Raw genomic sequence first — 20415 nt, 5'->3', positions numbered from 1 at the left:
AGGGAGGGTTGTGTCTTGAAGAGCCATCTGAACATATTGAGCTGTCTGCAGGGTGCCGGTGCCCTACCGTTTGCGGACGAATTACTACCGTTTGCCGAGTGGGCGGCACGCGAGGCGCTCGAGGCATTGTCGCCAACACGATGTGCCGGCTGCGAGCGCGCCGGTGCGCTTATTTGCCAAGACTGCCTGGCCGCGCTCACGCTCATCGACCCACGTCATAGCTGCACCCGATGCGGCGCCCCGTTTGGGGATTTGCTGTGCACTGAGTGTTCGGTCGAGGGCACGTCCTCGGCAATGGCGGAGGCGCTCGACCGCTGCCTGGCGTGCGCCGTCTATGCGCATCCGCTGCCGCGCATCATTAAAGCGTACAAGGATGCGGGTGAGCGACGCCTGGCGCCGTATCTGGCAGAGCTGCTCTACGACACCGCCCTGCATGCCCAGGTCGTAGCGCCCGAACGCTTAGGAGGTGTGCTGTCCGGCGCGGATGCGGTGGTGTTTGTGCCTGCGACGGCGGTAGCGTTTCGGCGGCGTGGTTTTGATCATATGGAGGCCATTGCGCGCCCATTTTGCGAGCTGTCGGGCGTGCCGTTGCTGGACGCCCTGGTCAAGTACGGCCATGGCGACCAGCGCGAACTCGGTCGTGAGGAGCGCCGCGAGCGTGCCCAAGGCATGTATGAGACGGTTGAGGACGTGCACGGCCGCCGCCTGCTGCTTATCGATGACGTTATCACCACGGGCGCGACGATGGCCGCGGCTTCGGCGGAACTCAAGCGCGCCGGCGCCACGGCCGTTGATGGCCTCGCTATCGCACGCGTTTGGTAGGGGTGGTTTTGTGGCAGTAAAGATTGAGCGGTGCAACGAGCCGACAGACGAACAGCTAGCGGCTTCCGTAATCCTAACAGGCGCCTCGGCGCTACGCATGATGCGCGCCGAGCGCCGGCAGATGGGCTACATAAGCTGGAAGGACCTTGATCCCAAGGAGGAGTGCCGTGTGCTGCGCACGTCGTCGCCCTCGACCGAGGACATCTATCTTCCCGATTTGGTGCGGATTGGGGCCGCAAGCGGCGAGGTGCAAGAAGATCTGTGCTTGCTGGTGGGATCTGCGGCGCAGCGCCGCCGCATCCCTGGCGTGAGCTGGTCCGTGTGTTCCGGGTTGCCCGCCGGCTCGATTCTAGAGGTGGAACCGGGGGTGTACAGTCTATCTCCCGAGGCCCTTTGTGTTGCCATCGCGCGCGAGGTCGGCTGCATCCAGGCGTTTGCCCTGGCCCAGGAACTGTGCTCTAAGATTTCACTGAGCGACCGCGGGAAGTATCTGCCTCCCTACACCTCGCCTGTCGTGAACAAATTGGCAAAGGACAAAGACCAGCCGCCAGATGTCGGTTACTTTGAGGTCGAGTCCGTGCTGACACCCGATCGCCTGGTAGATTACCTCGCGGCATGCAAGGGGAATGTGGCCAAACAGCTGCTGCGCCTGTGTCCCTACCTGTCAGAAAATCTGCGCTCGCCCATGGAGTGCATCATGCTCGCTCTGTTTTCGCTTCCGTTTTCCTATGGCGGATTTGCCTGCGGTCCCTTTAAGACCGACTACAAGATCGAGTTCGATGACCGTGCGCAGGCAATCTCGGGGATGCCGCATGCAGTTTGCGATGCGTATCAGGAAGCAGCCCAGTTTGACCTGGAATACAACGGTGAGCTGGGCCATTCTTCTCGGAGGGGACGTATCCATGATGAAAAGCGCAACACGGGCTTGATTACTATGGGAATCGAGGTCGCGACGGTCAACAACGAAATGCTCTGTGACATGGAAGCGATGGAAGCACTCGCATGGCGCATCCACCAGCGTATGGGTAAGCGATATCAGAATCGCGTAGAGGCTCGTCGAAAGAGGCAAGATGCTCTGCTGAATACGCTCCGAGCGTGCTTTGGGCTCAAACCAGCGTAAAACTATGGCTTTATAGGGGGTCTGTTTATATGCTCTGTGCAAAAAACGGCAAATATGAGTACTGTTACTAGATTAGTGACAGCAAAAACAAAGAAACTTGGGCCGATAATCTGGATTCAGCGAAGAGATAATAAACGAATGTGGAATATCTTGGCGCCAAGCAGGCTGTGCGGAACTCAAAAAGGGCTCGTGAGGCGGTAATACGCTGCTACTAAATTGGTAACAGTACTCATATTTGCCGTTTTTTGCACACGGCACCCTGAGACGGGTGCCCCGGAGCTCCCCGTAGGGGAGCTCCGGGCTTCATAGGGGCACGAATGGTCCGCTCCGACCCGCAAAATCTGTACTCGAGATGCGAATGACGCCCCTAACCTTAAACTTTAGCTTGAACTTAGCTATAATGCGCTTCGTTCCTACCAGGCTGTGGTTGCGGACGGACGAAATGCCCGTCCTAGTCCAAGACAGACGCGGTCAAAGGGATCCACGTAAGCGACCGCGTGCGCGCGGCGCGATCATGGCGCGTCCTAGATGTAAGCCGCACCGTCCGTTCTACTTTCTTTGGGGCAATACCGCCTCGCGGGCGAGCGGGTCAGTCGTGAAGGTGGCTGCGGCCTCCCGAGCAAACACCCCGGTGCGCAAGTGTGGGGTCAAATACCAGGTCAGCTGGTGGGAACAACCTGATATTCCGCGCAACGCACGGATTGTATACGACACAGAAGGCAGGGTAGTGGACATGGTGAGGGGCAGCTTGATGCACGCGGCTCGGTTGGGTGCTGGGACCGCAGCGGTCATTGCCGTTTTGGGCCTGAGCGGATGCGCGTTCAACCCGCTGTCTACGTTCACGACTCCCACGATCGACCAGATCGAGTACGAGACCGTCACGCCGGCGGTGTCGGACGATGCCCTGGTCACTCCCGGAACCCTGACGGTCGCCCTCGATACTTCCGATGCGCCGCAGGCCATGCAGGACGCCGATGGCGAGCTCACGGGGTATGCGGTTGACGCCGCCCGCGCTCTCGCAAGCCGCATGGGCCTTAAGGTCGCCTTTGTCGATGCGTCTTCGGCAGATTCCGCGCTCGGCGACAAAAAGGCCGATATCTTTATCGGCGAGATTAACTCCACGGACGGGGACATTAGCTCGCTCGGCACCTGCCTGTACGATGCCACTTCCGTGTTCGGTAAAACTAGCGATGGTGGGTCGCTAAGCGTTTCCACCGATACCCTTAACACGTCCACCCTGGGCGTTCAGACGTCCTCGGCCTCGCAGGAGGCGCTTGCTAAGCAGAGCATCACCGCCAACCAAAAGACCTACTCCAACATCAACGAGTGCTTTGAGGCGCTCGAGTCCGGCGAGGTCGACTATGTGATCTGCGACTCCACGGCCGGCGGCTACCTTGCACGCCTGATGAGCGAGGTCTCCTATGCCGGTGCGCTCGAGGCGCCCTCGACGCTTGGTGTTGCGGGCCTCTCGTCCAATGACGAACTGTGCCGTGCCGTGAGCGATGCCCTCGACGGTATTACGGCCGACGGCACGCTCGAGGCGGTCCACTCTGTCTGGTATGGCACGATGCCCTACGACCTCACCACTAAGACGGTTTCGGGCGCTAACGTGCAGCCGGGCGACTCTGAGTCCAGTGAGACCACGTCCTCCGGCAGCGAGTCCTCCGATTCCAACAATGAGACCGCATCCTCCGAGGACAAATCGTCCAGCCAGGAAGGCACCATCACCGACGACGACATTAACAAACTCAATAGCTAGTTATTGCTAGGGGTGGTGTCTCCTATACGTTGGAAAGGACACCTCTTCACGGTTTCAACACGCACTGCCGGACTTCCCCGATGGGGGAGCCCGGCTTTTTCATCCCAATAAAATCAGCAGGTCAAAGCCAATTTTCGGGACCAAATACAAAGCCGCCGGCCCCCTCCTATAGCGCACTTTGCCACAGAAAAGTGCGAGACTTCGGTATGCGGTATCAAGCAATCGTTATTCGGGTCTTTAGGAATCCGCGTGATTAAATGCACGGCAATGGGTACATAGCCAGTACAGTAAGTCCCCGAGGCAGATTGGAGCCACGTATGGATATCAAGGTTTCTGGACGCAAGACGACGGTAACCGATGCTCTGCGTGCGCATGTGGATGAGAAAATCGGCGAGGCGCTCAAGGTTTTCGACATCGAGCCCATGACAGTCGACGTCGTGCTTCGTTATGAGAAGAACCCCTCGAACCCCAACCCGGCAATCGTCGAGGTCACGGCTCGTGCCCGCGGTTCGGTGATTCGCGTTGCCGAGCACGGCGCAGATATGTATGCTGCCATCGACCTCTCCGCCGATAAGGTCACCCGCCAGCTGCGCAAGTTCAAGACCAAGGTCGTGGACAACCGCCAGGGTGGTGCCAGTGCCGCGGATGTCGCGCCGGTCGAGCGCGTTGAGGATCTGGCCGACCTGCTGCTGCCCGAGGAGGACGATGACCTGCTCGTCCGCGAGAAGGTCATCGATGTCACCCCGATGACTGAGGAGCAGGCGCTGGTGCAGACCGATTTGCTCGGTCACGACTTCTACGTGTTCGAGAACGCGACGACTGGCCTCATCAATGTGGTGTATCACCGTAAGAATGGTGGATATGGCATCATCAAGCCCCGTATCGAAACACTTGACGAGTAAAATACGTTAACTTGCATGAGTTAACGGCCGGCGGTCATCCCATGCGGATGGCCGCCTTTTTTACGTAAGGAGTCGCTTTGATGGACAAGGCTGCATCTACCGGCCATTCAGACCGCTGCCGCATCGTCGTCGATACCTGCTGCGACTTTAGCCCCGAGGTCGCCGCGAACCTCGATGTCGATATCTTGGGCTTCCCCTTTATCATCGATGGCGAGGAACGCACGGACGATATCTGGTCGAGCATCACACCCAAGGAGTTCTACGACCGCATGCGCGCCGGTGCCCGCGTGTCCACCTCCGCCGTGTCGCTCGGTCGCTATATCGAGTTCTTTACCGAGTGCGCCAAAGAGGGTACGCCCACGGTCTACCTGTGCTTTACCTCGGCGCTGTCGTCGAGCTACAACTCCGCGTGCCAGGCGGCAGACGCCGTGCGCGCCGAGTATCCCAACTTTGAGCTGTACGTGGTCGACAACGCTCTGCCCTGTGCGACCGGCGCGCTCTTGGCGCTCGAGGCCGTGCGCCAGCGTTCGGCGGGACTGACCGCCAAGCAGCTGGTCGATTGGGCAAACGAGGCAAAGACCTACGTGCACGGCTACTTTACGCTTGAGAGCTTCGACGCACTGGCTGCCGGCGGCCGCATTCCGCCCGCGGCGGCGCAGCTCACGGCAAAGCTCGACGTCAAGCCCGAGCTCTCCTACGACCTGGCCGGCTCGCTGTCGCTGATCGGCGTCAACCGCGGCCGCAAGAAGGCGCTCAAGTCCATCCTCAAGTCGTTCCGCGAGAACTACGTGCCCGACCGCACCATGCCCATCGCCATCATGACTGCCGATGCCGAGAAGGATGGTGACTGGCTCGAGGCCGCAGTTCGCAAGGAGGAGGGCTGCGCCGACGTCACGATTATCCGTAGTTCCGTCGGCCCTACCATCGGCTCGCACGTGGGGCCCGGTATGGTGGCACTTGCGTTTTGGGGTAAGAACCGAGCCGAGAAAGCCTCGCTTTCCGACCGCATCGCTCGCCGCGTGCGCGGGCAGTAGGCAAGCGATGCGTCCGTAATCGCCCTCGACTCACAGCCCAAACGCTGGCACCGAGTATTCAACCTGGTAATAACACCCAACCCAAAAGGAAAGGTTTCATGGCAAACAAGCTCTCTGTCGCATTTATCGGCACCGGAATTATGGGTGCCCCCATTGCCGGCCACATTCTGGACGCTGGCTATCCCGTCACGGTCAACAACCGCACCAAGTCCAAGGCCGCAGCGCTCGTTGAGCGCGGTGCCGTCTGGGCCGATACGCCGGCAGATGCCGCGGCGAACGCCGACGTCGTCTTTACCATGGTGGGTTATCCCTCCGAGGTCGAGGAGCTCTACCTGGCGGGTGACGGTCTGCTCGCGTGCACTAAGCCCGGCGCGGTCCTGATCGACCTTACCACGAGCTCGCCCGAGCTGGCGCGCGACATTGCCGAGGCCGCCCAGGTCTCCGGTCGCATGGCGTTTGACTGCCCCGTCACCGGCGGCGAGTCGGGTGCCATCGCCGGCACGCTCACGGCTATCGTGGGCGCCACCGAGAACGACATCGCGCCGGTCCGCGACATCCTTTCCACCTTTGCGGCAACCATCTGCTGCTTCGACGGCGCCGGCAAGGGTCAGGCTGCCAAGCTTGCCAACCAGGTGTCGCTGGGCGCCTGCATGGTTGGCATGGCAGACGCCATGGCGTTTGCCGAGCTGAGCGGCCTTGATCTTGAGAAGACCCGTCAGATGATCCTGGGCGGCACCGGCAAGTCCGGCGCCATGGAGAGCCTGGCGCCCAAGGCACTCGACGGCGACTACAAGCCCGGCTTTATGGTCGAGCACTTCATTAAGGACCTGCGCTTGGCGCTCGCCTACGCCGATGACCGCGAGCTTGCGCTGCCCGGCGCCGACGTGGCCTTTACGCTTTACGACATGCTCGATGCCATCGGTGGCGCCAAGCTGGGTACCCAGGCCGTCACGGTCCTCTATAAGGAGGAGGCCGACGCCATCGCCGCCGGTCTGGACTGGTCGCAGTATCGTCCCGAGGAGCATGGTGCTCACGAGGAAGGCTGCGGTTGCGGCGAGCATGGCGACGATCACGAGTGCGGTTGCGACCACCACCATGGCGAGGACCACGAGTGCTGCGGCGGTCACGGTCATGACGACGGCCACGAGTGCTGCTGCGGCCACCATCACGGGGAGTAGCGCCCATGAGCTGGACGTTCGTGGTGCTTGCGCTGGCGCTCTTTCTCTTCGCGATCTACATCGGCTTTTTGTGCGGCCAGTGGGCGTGCGAAAAGCGCGTCATCACCAAGCGCGACTACTGGATTGCCAACTTTGCGGGAGCGGCGGCAGTCGTCCTGCTGACCTGGGTGTTCTCGCTGTTCCCGCTGGTGCAGTTTGCGCCGATCGGCTGGCTCGGCGGCTTTATCGCCGGCCTTAAGATGAGCTTTGGCGAGTCCGTCGGTCCGTGGCGCAAGCACGACGAGGTCTTTAACGTCAACAAGGCACACCGCGCCGCCGCCGACGCGGGCGATGCCGAGGAACGCCGCCGTGCGCGTCGTAATGGCGCTGCCGACCGACAGCTCATCTCGGCCACCGATGACAGCAAGGGTGCTGGCAAGCACGCTAAGAAATAGTAAAAAGAGGTAACTATGGCAGAAAACAAAGACGAACAGCTCACCGACGAGGAGCTGGCGCAGCTTCAGCTGGCAGAGGAGAACGAGAATGCCGTCGACCGTCTGGTCCAGGAGCTCGGCTGCCCCACGCGCCGCATCCGCCAGTTTGCCGCCCGCGTGCTGCACCTGCTCGCCGAGCGCGATCCGCAGCGCGTCGTGCCCTGCGTCCCCGCGCTGATCGAGGCACTCGACCGCCCCGAGGCTCAGACCCGCTGGGAGGCCCTCGATGCCCTGACGGCGCTTGCCACCACCTGTCCCGAGCAGCTGGGCGATGCCTTTGAGGGCGCCGAGACCGCACTGTTCGACGAGATTTCCTCCACGCTGCGCTATGCCGCCTTCCGCCTGCTGTGCGTGTGGGGCGCCACGAGCGTCGAGCGTTCGCGCGAGGCTTGGCCCATCCTGGACGAGGCCATTCAGTGCTACCACGGCGACCTCGAGTATCGCGACATGCTCGGTTGCCTGTACGAGTTTGGCCAGGGCGAGATCGACGCCGAGGTCGCCGAGAAGCTTGCGCTGCGCCTTAAGTTCGATGCCGAGAACGGCAAGGGCAGCTATCTCAAGGCCCGTTCGAGCGAGATTTGCGAAATGCTTGTTAAACGCTTTGACCTTGATCTCTCCAAAAAGAAGAAGCGTGCTAGCGTTAAAAAATCTGACGCCGCCGAAGACGAGGAGTAACAGATTATGGCGCACGATGTAGTCCTGATTCCCGGTGACGGTATCGGTCCCGAGATTACGCAGGCCATGCGCCGCGTGGTCGAGGCCACCGGTGTCCAGATCAATTGGAATGTCCAGGAGGCCGGTGCCGGCGTCATGGACGAGTTTGGCACGCCGCTGCCCCAGCACGTGCTCGATGCGGTCGCCGAGACCAAGGTTGCCATCAAGGGTCCCATCACCACGCCGGTCGGCACGGGTTTCCGCAGCGTTAACGTTGCCCTTCGCAAGCACTTCGACCTGTATGCCTGTGTGCGCCCCTGCCTGTCGCAGCCGGGCGACGGCTCGCGCTTCCGCGATGTCGACCTGGTCATCGTGCGCGAGAACACCGAGGACCTCTACGCCGGCATCGAGTTCGATGAGGGCGCTGCCGAGGTCGAGGAGCTCTCGCAGCTTGTCGAGCGCTCGGGTCAGAAGACCTTCGCCGCCGATTCCGCCATCTCGATCAAGCCCATCTCCATCGCCAAGAGCCGCCGCATTGTGGAGTATGCCTTTGAGTATGCCCGCCGCTGCGGCCGCAAAAAGGTGACGGCCGTGCATAAGGCCAACATCATGAAGGCGACCGACGGCCTGTTCCTGCGCGTTGCGCGCGAGGTGGCCGCCAACTATCCCGATATCGAGTTCAACGACAAGATTGTCGACGCCACTTGCATGGGCCTGGTCCAGAACCCCAACGACTTCGATGTCCTGGTGCTGCCCAACCTGTACGGCGACATCGTGAGCGACCTGTGCGCCGGCCTGGTGGGTGGCTTAGGGATGGCCCCCGGCTCCAACATCGGTGCCGATTGCGCCATCTTCGAGGCAACGCACGGCTCCGCGCCCGATATCGCTGGCCAGGATATCGCCAACCCCACGGCCGAGATCCTTTCTGCTGCGATGATGCTCGATCACCTGGGCGAGAACGACGCTGCTAATCGCATTCGCGCCGCCGTATCTGCCACGCTCGACGAGGGCGAGCAGGTTACCGGTGACGTGCGTCGTGCCCAGACCGGCTCCGTCGAGGGGGCCGTGGGCACGCAGGCCTTTGCCGATGCCGTTATCGCGCACCTGGCCTAAGGCATGCGTGCTGCAAACGCCTAAATAGTACTTAAGTGTTTGCGTATAACCTGAGAATCAATACGCCCGGCGCTCTGTCGGGCGTATTCTATTGAGGACTATGTTTCCTAACAAGGAGTAACCGATATGGGTCTGATTCAAAAGAAGGACGAGAAGGACGAGATCGACGGCATCCAGATCATCGAGCGCGGCGAAGGCCCCGACGGTGACGAGGACGAGAAGATCGACCTGGTCGCCGGTACGTCTGCCGAGCACATTGCTGCCGGTACGACGGCCGAGGAGGAGGACGCCCGTCTGGAGGCTCAGATTGCCGCGGATGCCGCTGACGAGAATCTGATGCCCGAGGCCCAGGATGAGGACGACGATATCCTGGGTTCCGATGAAGACGATCGCGTATCCAAGCACAAGAAGACGATGATCGCCGCCTTTGTGGTTGCCGTCGTGATCGCTGCGGTGGTCGGCTTCTTTATTGGCAATGGCGGCTTTGGCGGCAAGGGTGTCGGCTCGGCGACCCTGACCGAGGACCAGCTCGATTCGACCGTGGCAAGCTATAGCTACAACGGCAAGAAGAGCGATATCACCGCGCGCGAGGCCATCGAGAGCCAGTACAGCCTCGATACCGTCAAGGATAGTGATGGCAACTACACCGCTCCTTCTGCCGACGTCATCCTGTCCTACGTGCGCAACAAGATCCTGCTCGATGCCGCCGAGGACGAGGGCATTACCGTCTCTTCCAAGGAGATGAAGAAGTACGCCGAGGATTCCATCGGCACTTCTGACTACAAGACCATGGCCACGCAGTATGGCGTGTCCAAGGACCAGGCCAAGCAGATCGTCCGCCAGTCCGCGACGCTGCAGAAGCTCTACAAGAAGAAGGTGGGCGATAGCTCCGCAAGCATGCCGACCGCCCCGACCGAGCCTTCTGACGGCAACGAGGAGACCGCGAGCAAGGATTACGCCGACTACATCATCAACCTTGCCGGCGATGAGTGGGATAGCTCAAAGGGCACTTGGAAGGACGAGAACGGCACCTACGCTAAGGCCTTTGCCGACGATGCCTTTACGGCCGATAGCGCTACCTATAAGCAGGCCATGACCGCCTACTACACTGCTTACCAGCAGTACTCTTCGCAGGCTTCGAGCGCCAGCTCCAAGTGGACCGAGTATGCTAACGGCCTCTACGCCAAGGCCAACATCAGCATCTACGGCCTGTTTGCGTAAAGAGTCGCACGGCTCATCGAGCATCTAGCCGATAGACAGCAGAAAGTCCGCCAGTACGGAAGTCGTTCTGGCGGACTTTTTGCGTTGAGGCGTGATTGGTGGCTTAATTATGGCTATTCATCTTTAAGTCCAAAAAGGCTATCGGCTTCATCGTCGGATATATATTCCAGTACATCGCCCGGTTGGCAATCGAGTGCCCGGCATATCGCGTCAAGAGTTGAAAAACGCACGGCAGAAACCTTGCCAGTCTTTATGCGCGACATATTGACTTGGGAGATGCCCACGCGTTCCGCAAGTTCTTTGGATGAGATCTTGCGTTCGGCGAGCATGCGGTCGAGCCGCAGAATGATCATGGATTCCCCCTAGAGCAACTCGTCATCTTGTTTTTGCAGGATACACCCGTAGCGGAAGATGCTGGCAATCAGGATAATAATCAGGCCTGCAAAGAGCATAGAGGGCTCGAACAGCTGGCCGCCGAAGGCATCTGTAAAGCTGCCGCCAAATCCCGAAAGCATCAATCCCGTGACTATGGCACCAAGGAGTCTCACGGCAGCGCCGCCGATAAGGAACAAAAGCCCAACTCGATGTAGCATACGGCTGCATTCAAGGTCAAAGGGCCTGCCCGCCTTTTCAATGATGGAGAAAAGCTTGTATGCGCTCAGTGCGATAGCGAGCGCGAGGAATGTCATCATGACGCTCCCCATGGCGGTGTGACCGTCGTGCGCGATGAGCATAAGTGGGGTCTGTGCATTGGCACCGACGAGAGCGAGGCACGGTCCTTCGCCGGCTTGAAGTTCTACGGATTGGAGACAGAATCCTTGGGAGAGACTGGGCAATATGAGTAGAAGGTCGATTGCAATGACTGCGAAGAGTCCCAGAGCGAGTGCCGCAGTGGCGCAGATTGTGGCCCATTTGCAGATGCGGGTGAGCCTCCTCAGCTCGGCTATTGTCTGTTCGCGACCGATGGCTTCATTCGATGTGGATGCGTTCCGGCGGATCATAGCCCCTCCAACCAATCTCTTGGATGATACTTGTATCTTATATCATAATTAATGACAAACGATAAATAATTACGAATACTGACTAAGTAATGATTGAAAACGATTAGCATGAACTATTAGCTCGTTTTGAGTGTCGGAGTTCGGCGCGCGGGGGATGAGGACAAATGTCAAAACTTCCCGTGATCGCGCAAGCGCTCCATTGTGTTTCCCTAATTCATCTGGGAAAACAACTGCAAACGATTGCAAGTAACCGGTGAGCGGTCGAAAACTACCGTTCACCGATAATCTCAAAACTGGTTCTAACTGGTATTAAGTCAAAAAGACCAATTCACACATCTTCACAATGACCTGCAATTTTTCTTCACGCTATTTTTAGCCGCCCTGCGTTGTTTAGACGCAGGAAAAGATCCGATCTTTTGCCAAAGCATTTCGAAACGGTTTCAAAACCGCAGGTAGAAGTGTTAACGACCGGTAAACGGTCGATTTATCACCGTGAACGGTGCAAAAACGTTTTACCGTATGAATCAACGGAAGCGGCCTCTTCTGGGGTGATATAGTGACAACAACACGTCACGTGGTTACTACCAGTTTAGAAACCACTGGTCTTTAAAGAACGCTTTCCAAGAAGCTTTAAGGGCGAGCGCCCGCTGGCTTCCGAAAATCATCGGACTCAGATTGTACACACCTTCGGAAGGGAAATTTGAATGGTTGGCTTTATTCTTACCGGTCATGGACAGTTCGCACCCGGCCTTGCAAGCGCTATCGCTATGGTTGCCGGCGACCAGCCCGCTTTTACCGTCGTTCCTTTTGAGGGCGATCAGGCTGCTTCCTACGGTGAGGATCTCCGCGCCGCTATTACCGCCATGCGCGAGGAGTGCGATGGCGTGCTCGTCTTTACCGACCTGCTTGGTGGCACCCCGTTCAACCAGTCGATGATGATTGCCCAGGATGTCGACAATGTCGAGGTTCTGACCGGCACTAACCTTCCCATGGTTATTGAGCTTCTGTTCCTCCGCGGCAACGCCACGCTCGCCGAGCTTGGCGAGCAGGCCGTGACCGTTGGCCAGACGGGCATCACCGCCCAGACGGTCGCATCCGTTGCCGGCTCCGAGGAAGAGGATATCTTCGGCGACGAGGACGGCATCTAATGGCCGATTTCGGAGCCAACGTCCTGAGCTCCTCGGTCGCCCTTTTAGGCCTGCTCGCCATCATGGGCTTGATTTACACCATCTGGTCGCAAATCAACATGAAGAAGAAGCAAAAGTACTTCAAGGAGCTGCACACCGAGCTCAAGCCGGGTCAGGAGGTTCTTTTCGCCGGCGGTATCTACGGAACCGTCAAAGGCATCGAAGGCGAGAAGGTCCAGATCAAAGTCCGATCCGGAGCCGTCGTAGATGTTTCGCGTTACGCGATTCAGGAGATCAAGTAACTGTCGTCAGCAAATAACGAAAGGAAGCTGATCAACATGGCAGAACCCAACATTCTTCTTACCCGCATCGATAACCGACTGGTTCATGGTCAGGTTGCCACTCAGTGGAACTCCACTCTGGGCTCCAACCTCATCCTCGTCGCCAACGACGACGTGGCGACCAACACCATGCGCCAGAACCTCATGAAGATGGCCGCTCCCGCCGGCGTCGCTACGCGTTTCTTCTCTCTGCAGAAGACCATCGACGTCATTGGCAAGGCGAGCCCGCGCCAGAAGATCTTCATCGTGGCCGAAACACCGGAAGACGTGCTTACGCTCGTCAAGGGCGGTGTGCCTATAAAGAAGGTAAACATCGGCAACATGCACATGTCGGAAGGAAAGCGCCAAGTCGCCACCTCCGTCGCAGTTAACGACGAGGATGTCGCTGCGTTTAAAGAGCTGCAGGAATTGGGGGTGGAGTTGGAGATCAGGCGCGTTCCGAGCACGCCTGTTGAGGACACGAGCAAGCTCTTCTCGTAATCCTCGTGATCCACGTTGTCAGGAGTGAAACCCTGACGTTCTGTACGTGAAATCCAAAGTGCGTACATACATTTTGAAAGGAGGAGCAAGATGGAATACTCGATCATCCAGATCGCTCTGGTCTTCGTCGTCACGTTCATCGCGGCAATCGACCAGTTTGACTTCCTCGAGTCTCTCTATCAGCCCATCGTCACCGGCGCCGTCATCGGTCTTATCCTTGGCGACCTTAACACCGGTCTTCTCGTGGGTGGTACCTATCAGCTCATGACGATCGGCAACATGCCGATCGGAGGCGCTCAGCCGCCTAACGCCGTCATCGGCGGCATCATGGCAGCCATTCTCGCTATCGCCACGGGCCTCGAGCCCAACGCGGCAGTCGGCCTCGCCATTCCGTTCGCTCTGCTTGGCCAGCTTGGCGTTACCCTGGTCTTCACGCTTATGTCCCCGCTTATGTCCACGGCCGATAACATGGCTCACAACGCGGACACCAAGGGCATCGAGCGCCTGAACTACTTCGCCATGGCTCTGCTCGGCCTGATCTTCGCTGTCGTCGTCACCCTGTTCTTCATCGCTGGCGCTACCATCGGTCAGACCATCGCTTCTGCCATCCCGACTTGGCTGCAGACCGGTCTCTCCGCTGCAGGCGGCATGATGCGCTTCGTCGGCTTCGCCGTCCTGCTCAAGGTTATGATGAACCGCGATATGTGGGGCTTCTTCCTCATGGGCTTTGGCCTCGCGCTCATCACCGTTGCCAACGATTCGCTGGCAACCCCTGCTCTGCTCATCCTCGCTCTCATCGGCTTCGGCATCGCTTTCTGGGACTTCCAGCAGCAGACCGAGCTGAAGGGTGCAGCTGTTTCTGACGGAGGTGACTTCGAAGATGGCATCTAATGAGTATGTGATCCCGGAGCACTACGAGGATCTCACTCCTGCTCCGCAGCTCGACCAGAAGACCCTCAACAAGATGGCTTGGCGCTCCTGCTTCCTGCAGGCATCGTTCAACTACGAGCGCATGCAGGCCGCTGGCTGGCTTTACTCCATCATCCCCGGTCTGGAGAAGATCCACACCAACAAGAACGACCTCGCGGCTTCCATGAGCCACAACCTGGAGTTCTTCAACACCCACCCGTTCCTTGTCACCTTTGTTATGGGCATCGTGCTTTCGCTCGAGCAGAACAAGGTTGACATCCCCACGATCCGCGCCGTCCGCGTCGCCGCAATGGGCCCGCTCGGTGGTATCGGTGACGCCCTGTTCTGGCTGACGCTCGTGCCTATCACGGCCGGCATCACCTCCAACATGGCCATCAACGGCAACGCCGCTGCACCGATCATCTTCCTGGTGATCTTCAACGTCGTCCAGTTCGCTCTGCGCTTCTGGCTCATGAACTGGTCCTACAAGCTTGGCACCAGCGCTATTGACGCTCTGACCGCCAACATGCAGGCCTTCACGCGTGCCGCTTCCATCATGGGCGTCTTCGTCGTCGGTTGCCTGGTCGTCACCATGGGTGGCACCCAGATCAACCTCCAGATCCCCAACGGCACCACCCGTGGTCTCTCCGCTACTACCGTGATCGTCTCCGAGAAGGAGGCCGAGAACTTCACCGGTATGGAGGGCATCGATACCGAGACCGCTGAGGCCGGTACCATCGCCATGACCGATAAGGACGGCAACGCCCTTACCGCTTCCGATGCCGACGGCAACGCTGTCGAGTGCGGCGTCACCGATCTGGGTAACGGCATGGAGTCCGTGACCTACGGCACCGTTACCGAGGATCCGGTCAACTTCTCTGTTGCCGACACCCTCAACACCATCGTCCCGAAGCTCGTCCCGCTTATGCTTACGCTGCTGCTTTACTACATGTTCGCTAAGCACAGCTGGACCCCGACCAAGGGCATTCTCCTGCTCTTCGTCCTTGGCATCCTGGGCGCTGGCCCGCTTGGTCTCTGGCCGAGCATCTGGTAAGGCTCTAGCTTGAGGGGTGTGTCCCTACGCGGCTCACACCCCGACCCCTTAAGCCATGTGTATGTTAAAAGCCGCGTGCTCGAAAGAGCGCGCGGCTTTTGTTTTCTTAATGATTCGGGTGTGGCAGACAGATAATGCATAACACCCTAGGTAGTTAGCCGAATTCGAGCAAAAGGGAGGATAGGATGGCGATCGGAGCGCGTAAGCAACCGCTGTACGATCAGCTGGTCGATATTCTGACCGAAAAGATTGACCATGAATATCGCGCCGGTGACATGATTCCTTCCGAGCGCGAACTTTCGGAGCGCTATGGTCTCTCGCGCACTACGGTACGCCTGGCTCTGCAGGAACTGGAGCGTTTAGGACTGGTGGTTCGGCAGCACGGTCGCGGTACCTTTGTGACCGACCGTTCGGCAAAAGCAACCAATCTTATGCAGTCCTACAGCTTTACCGAGCAGATGCGCGCGATGGGTCGAGAACCCGAGACCACGATTCTCGAGTTTTGCGAGATGGAGGCCGATAAGAATCTGGCCGAGCATATGGGATTGCGCATCGGTGATCGCATTTTTAAGCTCAAGCGTCTTCGCTCTGCCGACAACATGCCCATGATGGTCGAACGCAGCTATCTACCGGTTCGTCAATTTCTGTCCCTAAAGCGACCGCTGCTGGAGCGTAAGCCGCTTTACGATGTGATTGAGCAGGACTTTCAGCAAAAGATTCGCGTGGCCGAAGAGGAGTTCTATGCGAGCATAGCCCGTCCCACCGATGCCCACCTTTTGGGAATTGTCGAGGGCTCGCCTGTGCTCGATTTGGTCAGGACTACGTATAACGAGTCAAACGAGGTAGTGGAGTACACACTCTCGGTTGCTCGTGCCGATCAGTTTAAATACAAGGTTTACCACCAGCGCAGTAACTAGTGCTCGCATCGTTTCCATATGGTGATTCTTTGCATTTAACTGGTTACTACCAGATAACCAACCGAAGTGTATAATTGCACGTCAGAGGATTACTTCTAGAGAGAGGTATTAGAAATGTTCGAGAAGAGTGTCGAGGAGCTCACCGAGCTCGGCGCCCAGATCACCACGGCCGAGATTGCTCAGCAGCCCGAGCTTTGGCGTGATACGCTCAACATCTATCGCGAGAACAAGGAGGCCATCGAGGCCTTCCTGGCCGAGGCTCGCGCTATGGGCGAGGGTCGTCTGTCCGTTGTCTTCACCGGTGCCGGTACGTCCGACTACGTTGGCGATACCTGCGCCCCGTACCTGCGTCACGCTGGCAACACTGATCTCTACGACTTTAAGCCCATCGCCACGACCGACATCGTGAGCGCCCCGCGCGACTTCCTGCGCGCCGAGGATCCCACGCTCGTGGTTTCCTTTGCCCGCTCTGGCAACAGCCCCGAGAGCCTTGCCGCCGTTGCCGTTGCCAAGGAGCTCGTCCACAACGTCAAGTTCCTCAACATCACCTGCGCTCCCGAGGGCAAGCTTGCCGTCGAGTCTGCCGATGATCCCAATGCGCTGACGCTGCTCATTCCGCGCGCCAACGACAAGGGCTTCGCCATGACCGGTTCTTATTCCTGCATGACCCTGCTCTCCACCCTTATTTTCGACACTGCCTCTGACGAGCAGAAGGCCGAGTGGGTCGAGACGATTGCCAAGATGGGCGAGGAGGTCATCTCCCGTGAGCCCGAGATCGCCGATTACCTGGCTGGCGATTTCAACCGCGTGACCTACTTGGGTTCTGGCTCCTTCGGTGGCCTTGCTCAGGAGAGCCAGCTCAAGATCCTCGAGCTCGCTCACGGTCTGGTCGCTACTTCCTACGACACCTCCATGGGCTATCGTCACGGACCTAAGTCCTTCGTCGACGATAAGACGCTCGTCTTCGTGTTCGTCAACAACGACGCCTACACCCGTCAGTACGACATCGACATCCTCAACGAGATCGGTGGCGACGAGATCGCTCAGCACACCATCGCCGTTCAGCAGGAAGGTGCCACCGTCTATGAGGGTGAGTCCTTCACCTTTAAGGGCTACGAGGCACTTCCCGAGGGTTACCTTGCTCTGCCGTTCGTGATGTTTGCCCAGGCTATCAGCCTGCTCAACTCCGTCCGCGTGGGCAACACGCCCGATACGCCGAGCCCCACCGGCACGGTCAACCGCGTGGTTAAGGGCGTGACGATTCACCCCTTCACCGCTTAATCGCGTCCCCCTGTAAGGGCGCCCGTCCGCTCATAACGGCGGGCGGGCGCTTTTTGTTTTACGTGAGCTGGGTATAAGCATTACCACAGTCAACTGCTTTAGAAGCGAGGAGTGCATATGAGCACGTACGCAATTAAGGCTGACAAGTTCTTCTTGCCGGCAGGCCCGCAACTGGGCGGCTATCTTATGGTCGAGGATGGCGTTTTTGGCGCCTGGCAGGCCGACGAGCCCTCTTGCGAGATTAAGGACTACACGGGATCGTGGATCGCACCGGGTATGGTCGATACTCACATCCATGGCTTCTACAACCACTCAACTACCGATAACGATCCCGAGGGCATCGATATCAGCTCAACCGAGCTCGCCCGTCGCGGTACTACCAGCTGGCTGCCCACGACGTTCACCGATGGCGTCGAACAGATCAAGGACGCCTGCGCTGCTATCGCCAAGGCGGACGAGGGCCGCGGCCCCGACTTCTGCGGTGCCCGCATTCAGGGCATCTACCTGGAGGGCCCCTTCTTTACCATGAAGCACGTGGGCGCGCAGAACCCCGCTTACCTGATTGACCCCTCCGAGGAGGTTTTCGACCAGTGGCAGGAGGCTGCGGGCGGTCGCATCGTTAAGAGCGCCATGGCCGCCGAGCGCGACGGTGCCGCTGCTTATGCGGCTGCTCTGAACGCCAAGGGCGTGGTGACCAGCATCGGTCACTCCGACGCCACCTACGATGAGTGCATCGCCGCTATCAATGCCGGTGCCAGCTGCTTTACGCATACCTATAACGGCCAGCGCGGTCTGCATCACCGTGAGCCCGGTGTCGTGGGTGCTGCCATGTCCACGCCCGAGACCTACGCCGAGATCATCTGTGACGGCAAGCACGTAAACCCTGCCGCCATCAAGGCACTGCTGCAGGCAAAGGGCTGGCAGCACACGGTGCTCATCACCGACTGCCTGGGCTGCGGCGGCATGCCCGAGGGCAGCTACACCAGTGGTGGCATGGACGTCATCATGAAGGACAACCTGTGCTGGCTCGCCGACGGCAAAAGCATTGCCGGCTCGGTGCTCACGCTTGCCCAGGGCGTCAAGAACATTGTCGATTGGGGCATCGCCAGCGCTGATATCGCCATTCGCATGGCAACCGAGGTGCCGGCTCGCTCTGCGCACATCGAGGATAAGTGCGGCAGCATCATGCCGGGTCGCGACGCCGACTTTGTCGTGTTCGACCATGAGCTCACCCTCGTCGAGACGTATGTTGGCGGCCAGAGCGTCGGCAACGCCTTTACCGAGTAACGATAGAAAAAGACGGCGGGCCCGAATCTGCTCGGACCCGCCGTATGGGTTAAACGCTCAAAAGCACCTTTACAGTTACAGCTTGTTAGCGATCTTCTTTGCCGTGCGCTTGACGCCGGCCACAAGACCCCCCGCGGGATGCTCCTTTTCGTATGCTAGACGCTTCTCGCGCTTGGCATACTCTTCGACGATGATATCGCCGTACTCATTTTCGATTTTGTCGAAGAAGTCGACGGCGCCCTTAATTTCCTCAGCGGTCGGGTGTCCCTTTTGGACACCGCCGGTGAGTTTGAACGGCCCCCACGTATCAAAGCCGGGGCAGCCGTAGACACCCATAAAGATGGCCTGCCTCATGCGGCAGATGCCATCGATATCCTTGCCGTACCACTTGTTTTTGCCACCGTAGGTCATAAGGCCAAACACCTTGTCCTGCGGCTGCAGCACGTTCGTGAGCACGCGTGCCATATCTTTGTCGATCTCGGAGTAATAGATGCCCGTGGCGACGCCGATCAGATGATATTCGTGCAGGTCGGGGTACTCGTTTTTCCCGAGTGACTTCACGTCGAGGGTATCGATTTCGGGGTGCGCCTCGACGATGGCGTCCACGAGCTTTTTCGTATTGCCGTGGTGGCGTGAGGCATAAAGGATGATGGTTCGCATAAGAAGGCCTTTCAGCTGTAATTGCATCAATGTCTGTATGGTACCCCGTTGCATGGCTGGGAAACCGGACGCATCGATGAACGTGCGGGTTTGTCCTTTGGCCAGGGCCGAGACGGGTTCTTGCGAGCAAAAAGCAGTTGTTCGAAAGGATGGACAATGGAATACGCTCTCTCCAACGATTCGATTTCTATCAAGGTCTCCACGGCCGGTGGTTCGTTTACCTCGATTGAGGCTGGAGGTCGCGAGTACTTGTGGCAGGGCGATCCCGCCGTGTGGTCCGGCCAGGCACCGATTTGCTTCCCGATTTGCGGAGGTTTGCGCGATAACAGCGCCATGACGTTTGCCGGACATCATGTGAAGCTCGCCCGCCACGGCTTTGCGCGCAAGCAGGAGTGGAAGCTGTTGAGCCAAAGCACAAACGAGCTGGCTATGTGCCTGGCATCCGAGGATAACGCCGCGCTGCTGAGCGATTATCCGTATCCGTTTAAGCTTGTCGCCCGCTATACGCTCGAGGACGCCGGCGTGCGCGTCGCCTATGAGGTTACCAACGAGGGCACCGAGGACATGCCGTTCTTTATCGGTGGACATCCCGGCTTTAGGTGTCCGCTCGATGAGGGCGAGGCCTATACGGACTACGAGTTGCGTTTTGAGAAAGACGAGGCTGCGGAGCTCTGCACCGCCGTTCCCTCGACCGGATTGATTGACGTGACCAACCGCTCCAAGAGCCCCATGGTGGGAAAGACGCTGCCTCTGTCACATGAGCTCTTCGATTTTGCGGAGACCATCTTTGACGTGCTCGAGAGCCGTCAGGTCACGCTTTCCAAAAAGGGCGAGGACAAGGGCGTCCGCCTGAGCTTTGAGGGCTTCCCATATCTCATTGTGTGGAGCAAGCCCGAGGGCGATTTTGTGGCAGTTGAACCCTGGGGCGGCCTTTCGACCTGCTCCGATGAGGACGACGTGCTTGAGCACAAGCGCGGCTGCCTTATCGCCAAGCCCAAGGAGACCGTCGTTCGCTCGTTCACGATTGAGATTCTGTAATTCCGTTTTGTCGACTCGTATCGCGAGGCACAAGGAGCCTGCGA

At 58.8% G+C, this 20415-nt stretch carries 22 protein-coding genes; 19 read left to right on the top strand and 3 right to left on the bottom strand.

The features are described 5' to 3' along the window. Positions 1-15: 15 nt before the first annotated feature. From DWY51_RS03710 to DWY51_RS03665, 10 genes are all read left to right on the top strand, one after another. Positions 16-822, top strand: a complete 807-nt coding sequence (locus tag DWY51_RS03710; RefSeq protein WP_233504615.1) for a ComF family protein — start codon at positions 16-18, stop codon at positions 820-822. Between the two features lie 10 nt (positions 823-832). Then, positions 833-1942, top strand: a complete 1110-nt coding sequence (locus tag DWY51_RS03705) for a hypothetical protein (protein WP_117769912.1) — start codon at positions 833-835, stop codon at positions 1940-1942. A 751-nt stretch (positions 1943-2693) separates the two neighbouring features. Then, positions 2694-3701, top strand: coding sequence for an ABC transporter substrate-binding protein (locus DWY51_RS03700; protein ID WP_158556900.1), 1008 nt, complete (start codon positions 2694-2696; stop codon positions 3699-3701). Positions 3702-4018: 317 nt separating this feature from the next. Then, positions 4019-4603: a ribosome hibernation-promoting factor, HPF/YfiA family gene (gene hpf, locus DWY51_RS03695; RefSeq protein ID WP_006236248.1), complete on the top strand. Its 585-nt coding sequence runs from the start codon at positions 4019-4021 to the stop codon at positions 4601-4603. Between the two features lie 80 nt (positions 4604-4683). After that, a complete protein-coding gene (locus DWY51_RS03690) occupies positions 4684-5637 on the top strand; it encodes a DegV family protein (RefSeq protein WP_117769910.1) in 954 nt (317 codons plus the stop codon). Positions 5638-5735: 98 nt separating this feature from the next. Further along, positions 5736-6815 carry an NAD(P)-dependent oxidoreductase gene (locus tag DWY51_RS03685; protein WP_117769909.1) on the top strand — a complete coding sequence of 360 codons (1080 nt, stop codon included), beginning with the start codon at positions 5736-5738 and terminating at the stop codon, positions 6813-6815. 5 nt (positions 6816-6820) lie between these two features. Beyond that, complete coding sequence (locus tag DWY51_RS03680; protein ID WP_117769908.1) at positions 6821-7249, top strand: hypothetical protein; 429 nt, start codon at positions 6821-6823, stop codon at positions 7247-7249. Positions 7250-7264: 15 nt separating this feature from the next. Further along, the gene (locus DWY51_RS03675; RefSeq protein WP_117769907.1) at positions 7265-7963 is read left to right on the top strand and encodes a HEAT repeat domain-containing protein; all 699 of its coding nucleotides are present in this window, start codon (positions 7265-7267) and stop codon (positions 7961-7963) included. 6 nt (positions 7964-7969) lie between these two features. Continuing rightward, positions 7970-9055: an isocitrate/isopropylmalate dehydrogenase family protein gene (locus DWY51_RS03670; RefSeq protein ID WP_022094615.1), complete on the top strand. Its 1086-nt coding sequence runs from the start codon at positions 7970-7972 to the stop codon at positions 9053-9055. 126 nt (positions 9056-9181) lie between these two features. After that, on the top strand, positions 9182-10276 hold the full coding sequence (locus DWY51_RS03665; RefSeq protein WP_117769906.1) for a hypothetical protein: 1095 nt from the start codon (positions 9182-9184) through the stop codon (positions 10274-10276). 113 nt (positions 10277-10389) lie between these two features. Here DWY51_RS03665 and DWY51_RS03660 read toward each other — a convergent pair whose 3' ends face one another. Continuing rightward, positions 10390-10605 carry a helix-turn-helix transcriptional regulator gene (locus tag DWY51_RS03660; protein ID WP_255413283.1) on the bottom strand — a complete coding sequence of 72 codons (216 nt, stop codon included), beginning with the start codon at positions 10603-10605 and terminating at the stop codon, positions 10390-10392. Positions 10606-10638: 33 nt separating this feature from the next. Continuing rightward, a complete protein-coding gene (locus tag DWY51_RS03655; protein ID WP_117769905.1) occupies positions 10639-11277 on the bottom strand; it encodes a DUF2975 domain-containing protein in 639 nt (212 codons plus the stop codon). Positions 11278-11981: 704 nt separating this feature from the next. Here DWY51_RS03655 and DWY51_RS03650 point away from each other — a divergent pair. From DWY51_RS03650 to nagA, 8 genes are all read left to right on the top strand, one after another. Next, positions 11982-12425, top strand: coding sequence for a PTS fructose transporter subunit IIA (locus tag DWY51_RS03650; RefSeq protein ID WP_055310428.1), 444 nt, complete (start codon positions 11982-11984; stop codon positions 12423-12425). Then, positions 12425-12706, top strand: coding sequence for a preprotein translocase subunit YajC (yajC, locus tag DWY51_RS03645; RefSeq protein ID WP_117654923.1), 282 nt, complete (start codon positions 12425-12427; stop codon positions 12704-12706). The genes DWY51_RS03650 and yajC overlap by 1 nt, the downstream gene beginning before the upstream one ends. A 36-nt stretch (positions 12707-12742) precedes the next feature. Then, positions 12743-13225: a PTS N-acetylgalactosamine transporter subunit IIB gene (agaV, locus tag DWY51_RS03640; protein WP_117716286.1), complete on the top strand. Its 483-nt coding sequence runs from the start codon at positions 12743-12745 to the stop codon at positions 13223-13225. Positions 13226-13315: 90 nt separating this feature from the next. Then, on the top strand, positions 13316-14116 hold the full coding sequence (locus tag DWY51_RS03635; RefSeq protein WP_022094610.1) for a PTS sugar transporter subunit IIC: 801 nt from the start codon (positions 13316-13318) through the stop codon (positions 14114-14116). Continuing rightward, positions 14106-15188 (top strand): PTS system mannose/fructose/sorbose family transporter subunit IID, encoded by a 1083-nt coding sequence (locus DWY51_RS03630; protein ID WP_055251210.1) that lies wholly within the window; start codon positions 14106-14108, stop codon positions 15186-15188. Before DWY51_RS03635 ends, DWY51_RS03630 begins: the two co-directional genes overlap by 11 nt. Before the next feature lie 185 nt (positions 15189-15373). Beyond that, positions 15374-16105 (top strand): GntR family transcriptional regulator, encoded by a 732-nt coding sequence (locus DWY51_RS03625; protein ID WP_022094608.1) that lies wholly within the window; start codon positions 15374-15376, stop codon positions 16103-16105. 114 nt (positions 16106-16219) lie between these two features. Next, positions 16220-17386, top strand: coding sequence for an SIS domain-containing protein (locus tag DWY51_RS03620; protein WP_035137674.1), 1167 nt, complete (start codon positions 16220-16222; stop codon positions 17384-17386). A gap of 117 nt (positions 17387-17503) precedes the next feature. After that, on the top strand, positions 17504-18673 hold the full coding sequence (gene nagA / locus DWY51_RS03615) for an N-acetylglucosamine-6-phosphate deacetylase (RefSeq protein ID WP_117769904.1): 1170 nt from the start codon (positions 17504-17506) through the stop codon (positions 18671-18673). Positions 18674-18748: 75 nt separating this feature from the next. Here the strand turns inward: nagA and DWY51_RS03610 are convergent, their stop codons facing one another. Beyond that, positions 18749-19333 carry a flavodoxin domain-containing protein gene (locus DWY51_RS03610; RefSeq protein ID WP_233504614.1) on the bottom strand — a complete coding sequence of 195 codons (585 nt, stop codon included), beginning with the start codon at positions 19331-19333 and terminating at the stop codon, positions 18749-18751. Between the two features lie 156 nt (positions 19334-19489). Between DWY51_RS03610 and DWY51_RS03605 the strand changes: the two genes are divergently transcribed. Then, on the top strand, positions 19490-20371 hold the full coding sequence (locus DWY51_RS03605; protein WP_117769902.1) for an aldose 1-epimerase family protein: 882 nt from the start codon (positions 19490-19492) through the stop codon (positions 20369-20371). The last annotated feature ends 44 nt before the right edge of the window (positions 20372-20415 follow it).

It is taken from the genome of Collinsella sp. AF25-2LB (assembly GCF_003458415.1).
Taxonomy (GTDB): Bacteria; Actinomycetota; Coriobacteriia; order Coriobacteriales; family Coriobacteriaceae; genus Collinsella.
This window is presented reverse-complemented; position numbering and strand designations above follow the sequence as displayed.

What these genes read in the sequence shown, in the direction of transcription:
- DWY51_RS03700 (WP_158556900.1), top strand. Translation starts at nt 2,694, where the DNA reads ATGCACGCGGCTCGGTTGGGTGCTGGGACCGCAGCGGTCATTGCCGTT.
- hpf (WP_006236248.1), top strand. Translation starts at nt 4,019, where the DNA reads ATGGATATCAAGGTTTCTGGACGCAAGACGACGGTAACCGATGCTCTG.
- DWY51_RS03690 (WP_117769910.1), top strand. Translation starts at nt 4,684, where the DNA reads ATGGACAAGGCTGCATCTACCGGCCATTCAGACCGCTGCCGCATCGTC.
- DWY51_RS03685 (WP_117769909.1), top strand. Translation starts at nt 5,736, where the DNA reads ATGGCAAACAAGCTCTCTGTCGCATTTATCGGCACCGGAATTATGGGT.
- DWY51_RS03680 (WP_117769908.1), top strand. Translation starts at nt 6,821, where the DNA reads ATGAGCTGGACGTTCGTGGTGCTTGCGCTGGCGCTCTTTCTCTTCGCG.
- DWY51_RS03675 (WP_117769907.1), top strand. Translation starts at nt 7,265, where the DNA reads ATGGCAGAAAACAAAGACGAACAGCTCACCGACGAGGAGCTGGCGCAG.
- DWY51_RS03670 (WP_022094615.1), top strand. Translation starts at nt 7,970, where the DNA reads ATGGCGCACGATGTAGTCCTGATTCCCGGTGACGGTATCGGTCCCGAG.
- DWY51_RS03665 (WP_117769906.1), top strand. Translation starts at nt 9,182, where the DNA reads ATGGGTCTGATTCAAAAGAAGGACGAGAAGGACGAGATCGACGGCATC.
- DWY51_RS03660 (WP_255413283.1), bottom strand. Translation starts at nt 10,605, where the DNA reads ATGCTCGCCGAACGCAAGATCTCATCCAAAGAACTTGCGGAACGCGTG.
- DWY51_RS03655 (WP_117769905.1), bottom strand. Translation starts at nt 11,277, where the DNA reads ATGATCCGCCGGAACGCATCCACATCGAATGAAGCCATCGGTCGCGAA.
- DWY51_RS03650 (WP_055310428.1), top strand. Translation starts at nt 11,982, where the DNA reads ATGGTTGGCTTTATTCTTACCGGTCATGGACAGTTCGCACCCGGCCTT.
- yajC (WP_117654923.1), top strand. Translation starts at nt 12,425, where the DNA reads ATGGCCGATTTCGGAGCCAACGTCCTGAGCTCCTCGGTCGCCCTTTTA.
- agaV (WP_117716286.1), top strand. Translation starts at nt 12,743, where the DNA reads ATGGCAGAACCCAACATTCTTCTTACCCGCATCGATAACCGACTGGTT.
- DWY51_RS03635 (WP_022094610.1), top strand. Translation starts at nt 13,316, where the DNA reads ATGGAATACTCGATCATCCAGATCGCTCTGGTCTTCGTCGTCACGTTC.
- DWY51_RS03630 (WP_055251210.1), top strand. Translation starts at nt 14,106, where the DNA reads ATGGCATCTAATGAGTATGTGATCCCGGAGCACTACGAGGATCTCACT.
- DWY51_RS03625 (WP_022094608.1), top strand. Translation starts at nt 15,374, where the DNA reads ATGGCGATCGGAGCGCGTAAGCAACCGCTGTACGATCAGCTGGTCGAT.
- DWY51_RS03620 (WP_035137674.1), top strand. Translation starts at nt 16,220, where the DNA reads ATGTTCGAGAAGAGTGTCGAGGAGCTCACCGAGCTCGGCGCCCAGATC.
- nagA (WP_117769904.1), top strand. Translation starts at nt 17,504, where the DNA reads ATGAGCACGTACGCAATTAAGGCTGACAAGTTCTTCTTGCCGGCAGGC.
- DWY51_RS03610 (WP_233504614.1), bottom strand. Translation starts at nt 19,333, where the DNA reads ATGCGAACCATCATCCTTTATGCCTCACGCCACCACGGCAATACGAAA.
- DWY51_RS03605 (WP_117769902.1), top strand. Translation starts at nt 19,490, where the DNA reads ATGGAATACGCTCTCTCCAACGATTCGATTTCTATCAAGGTCTCCACG.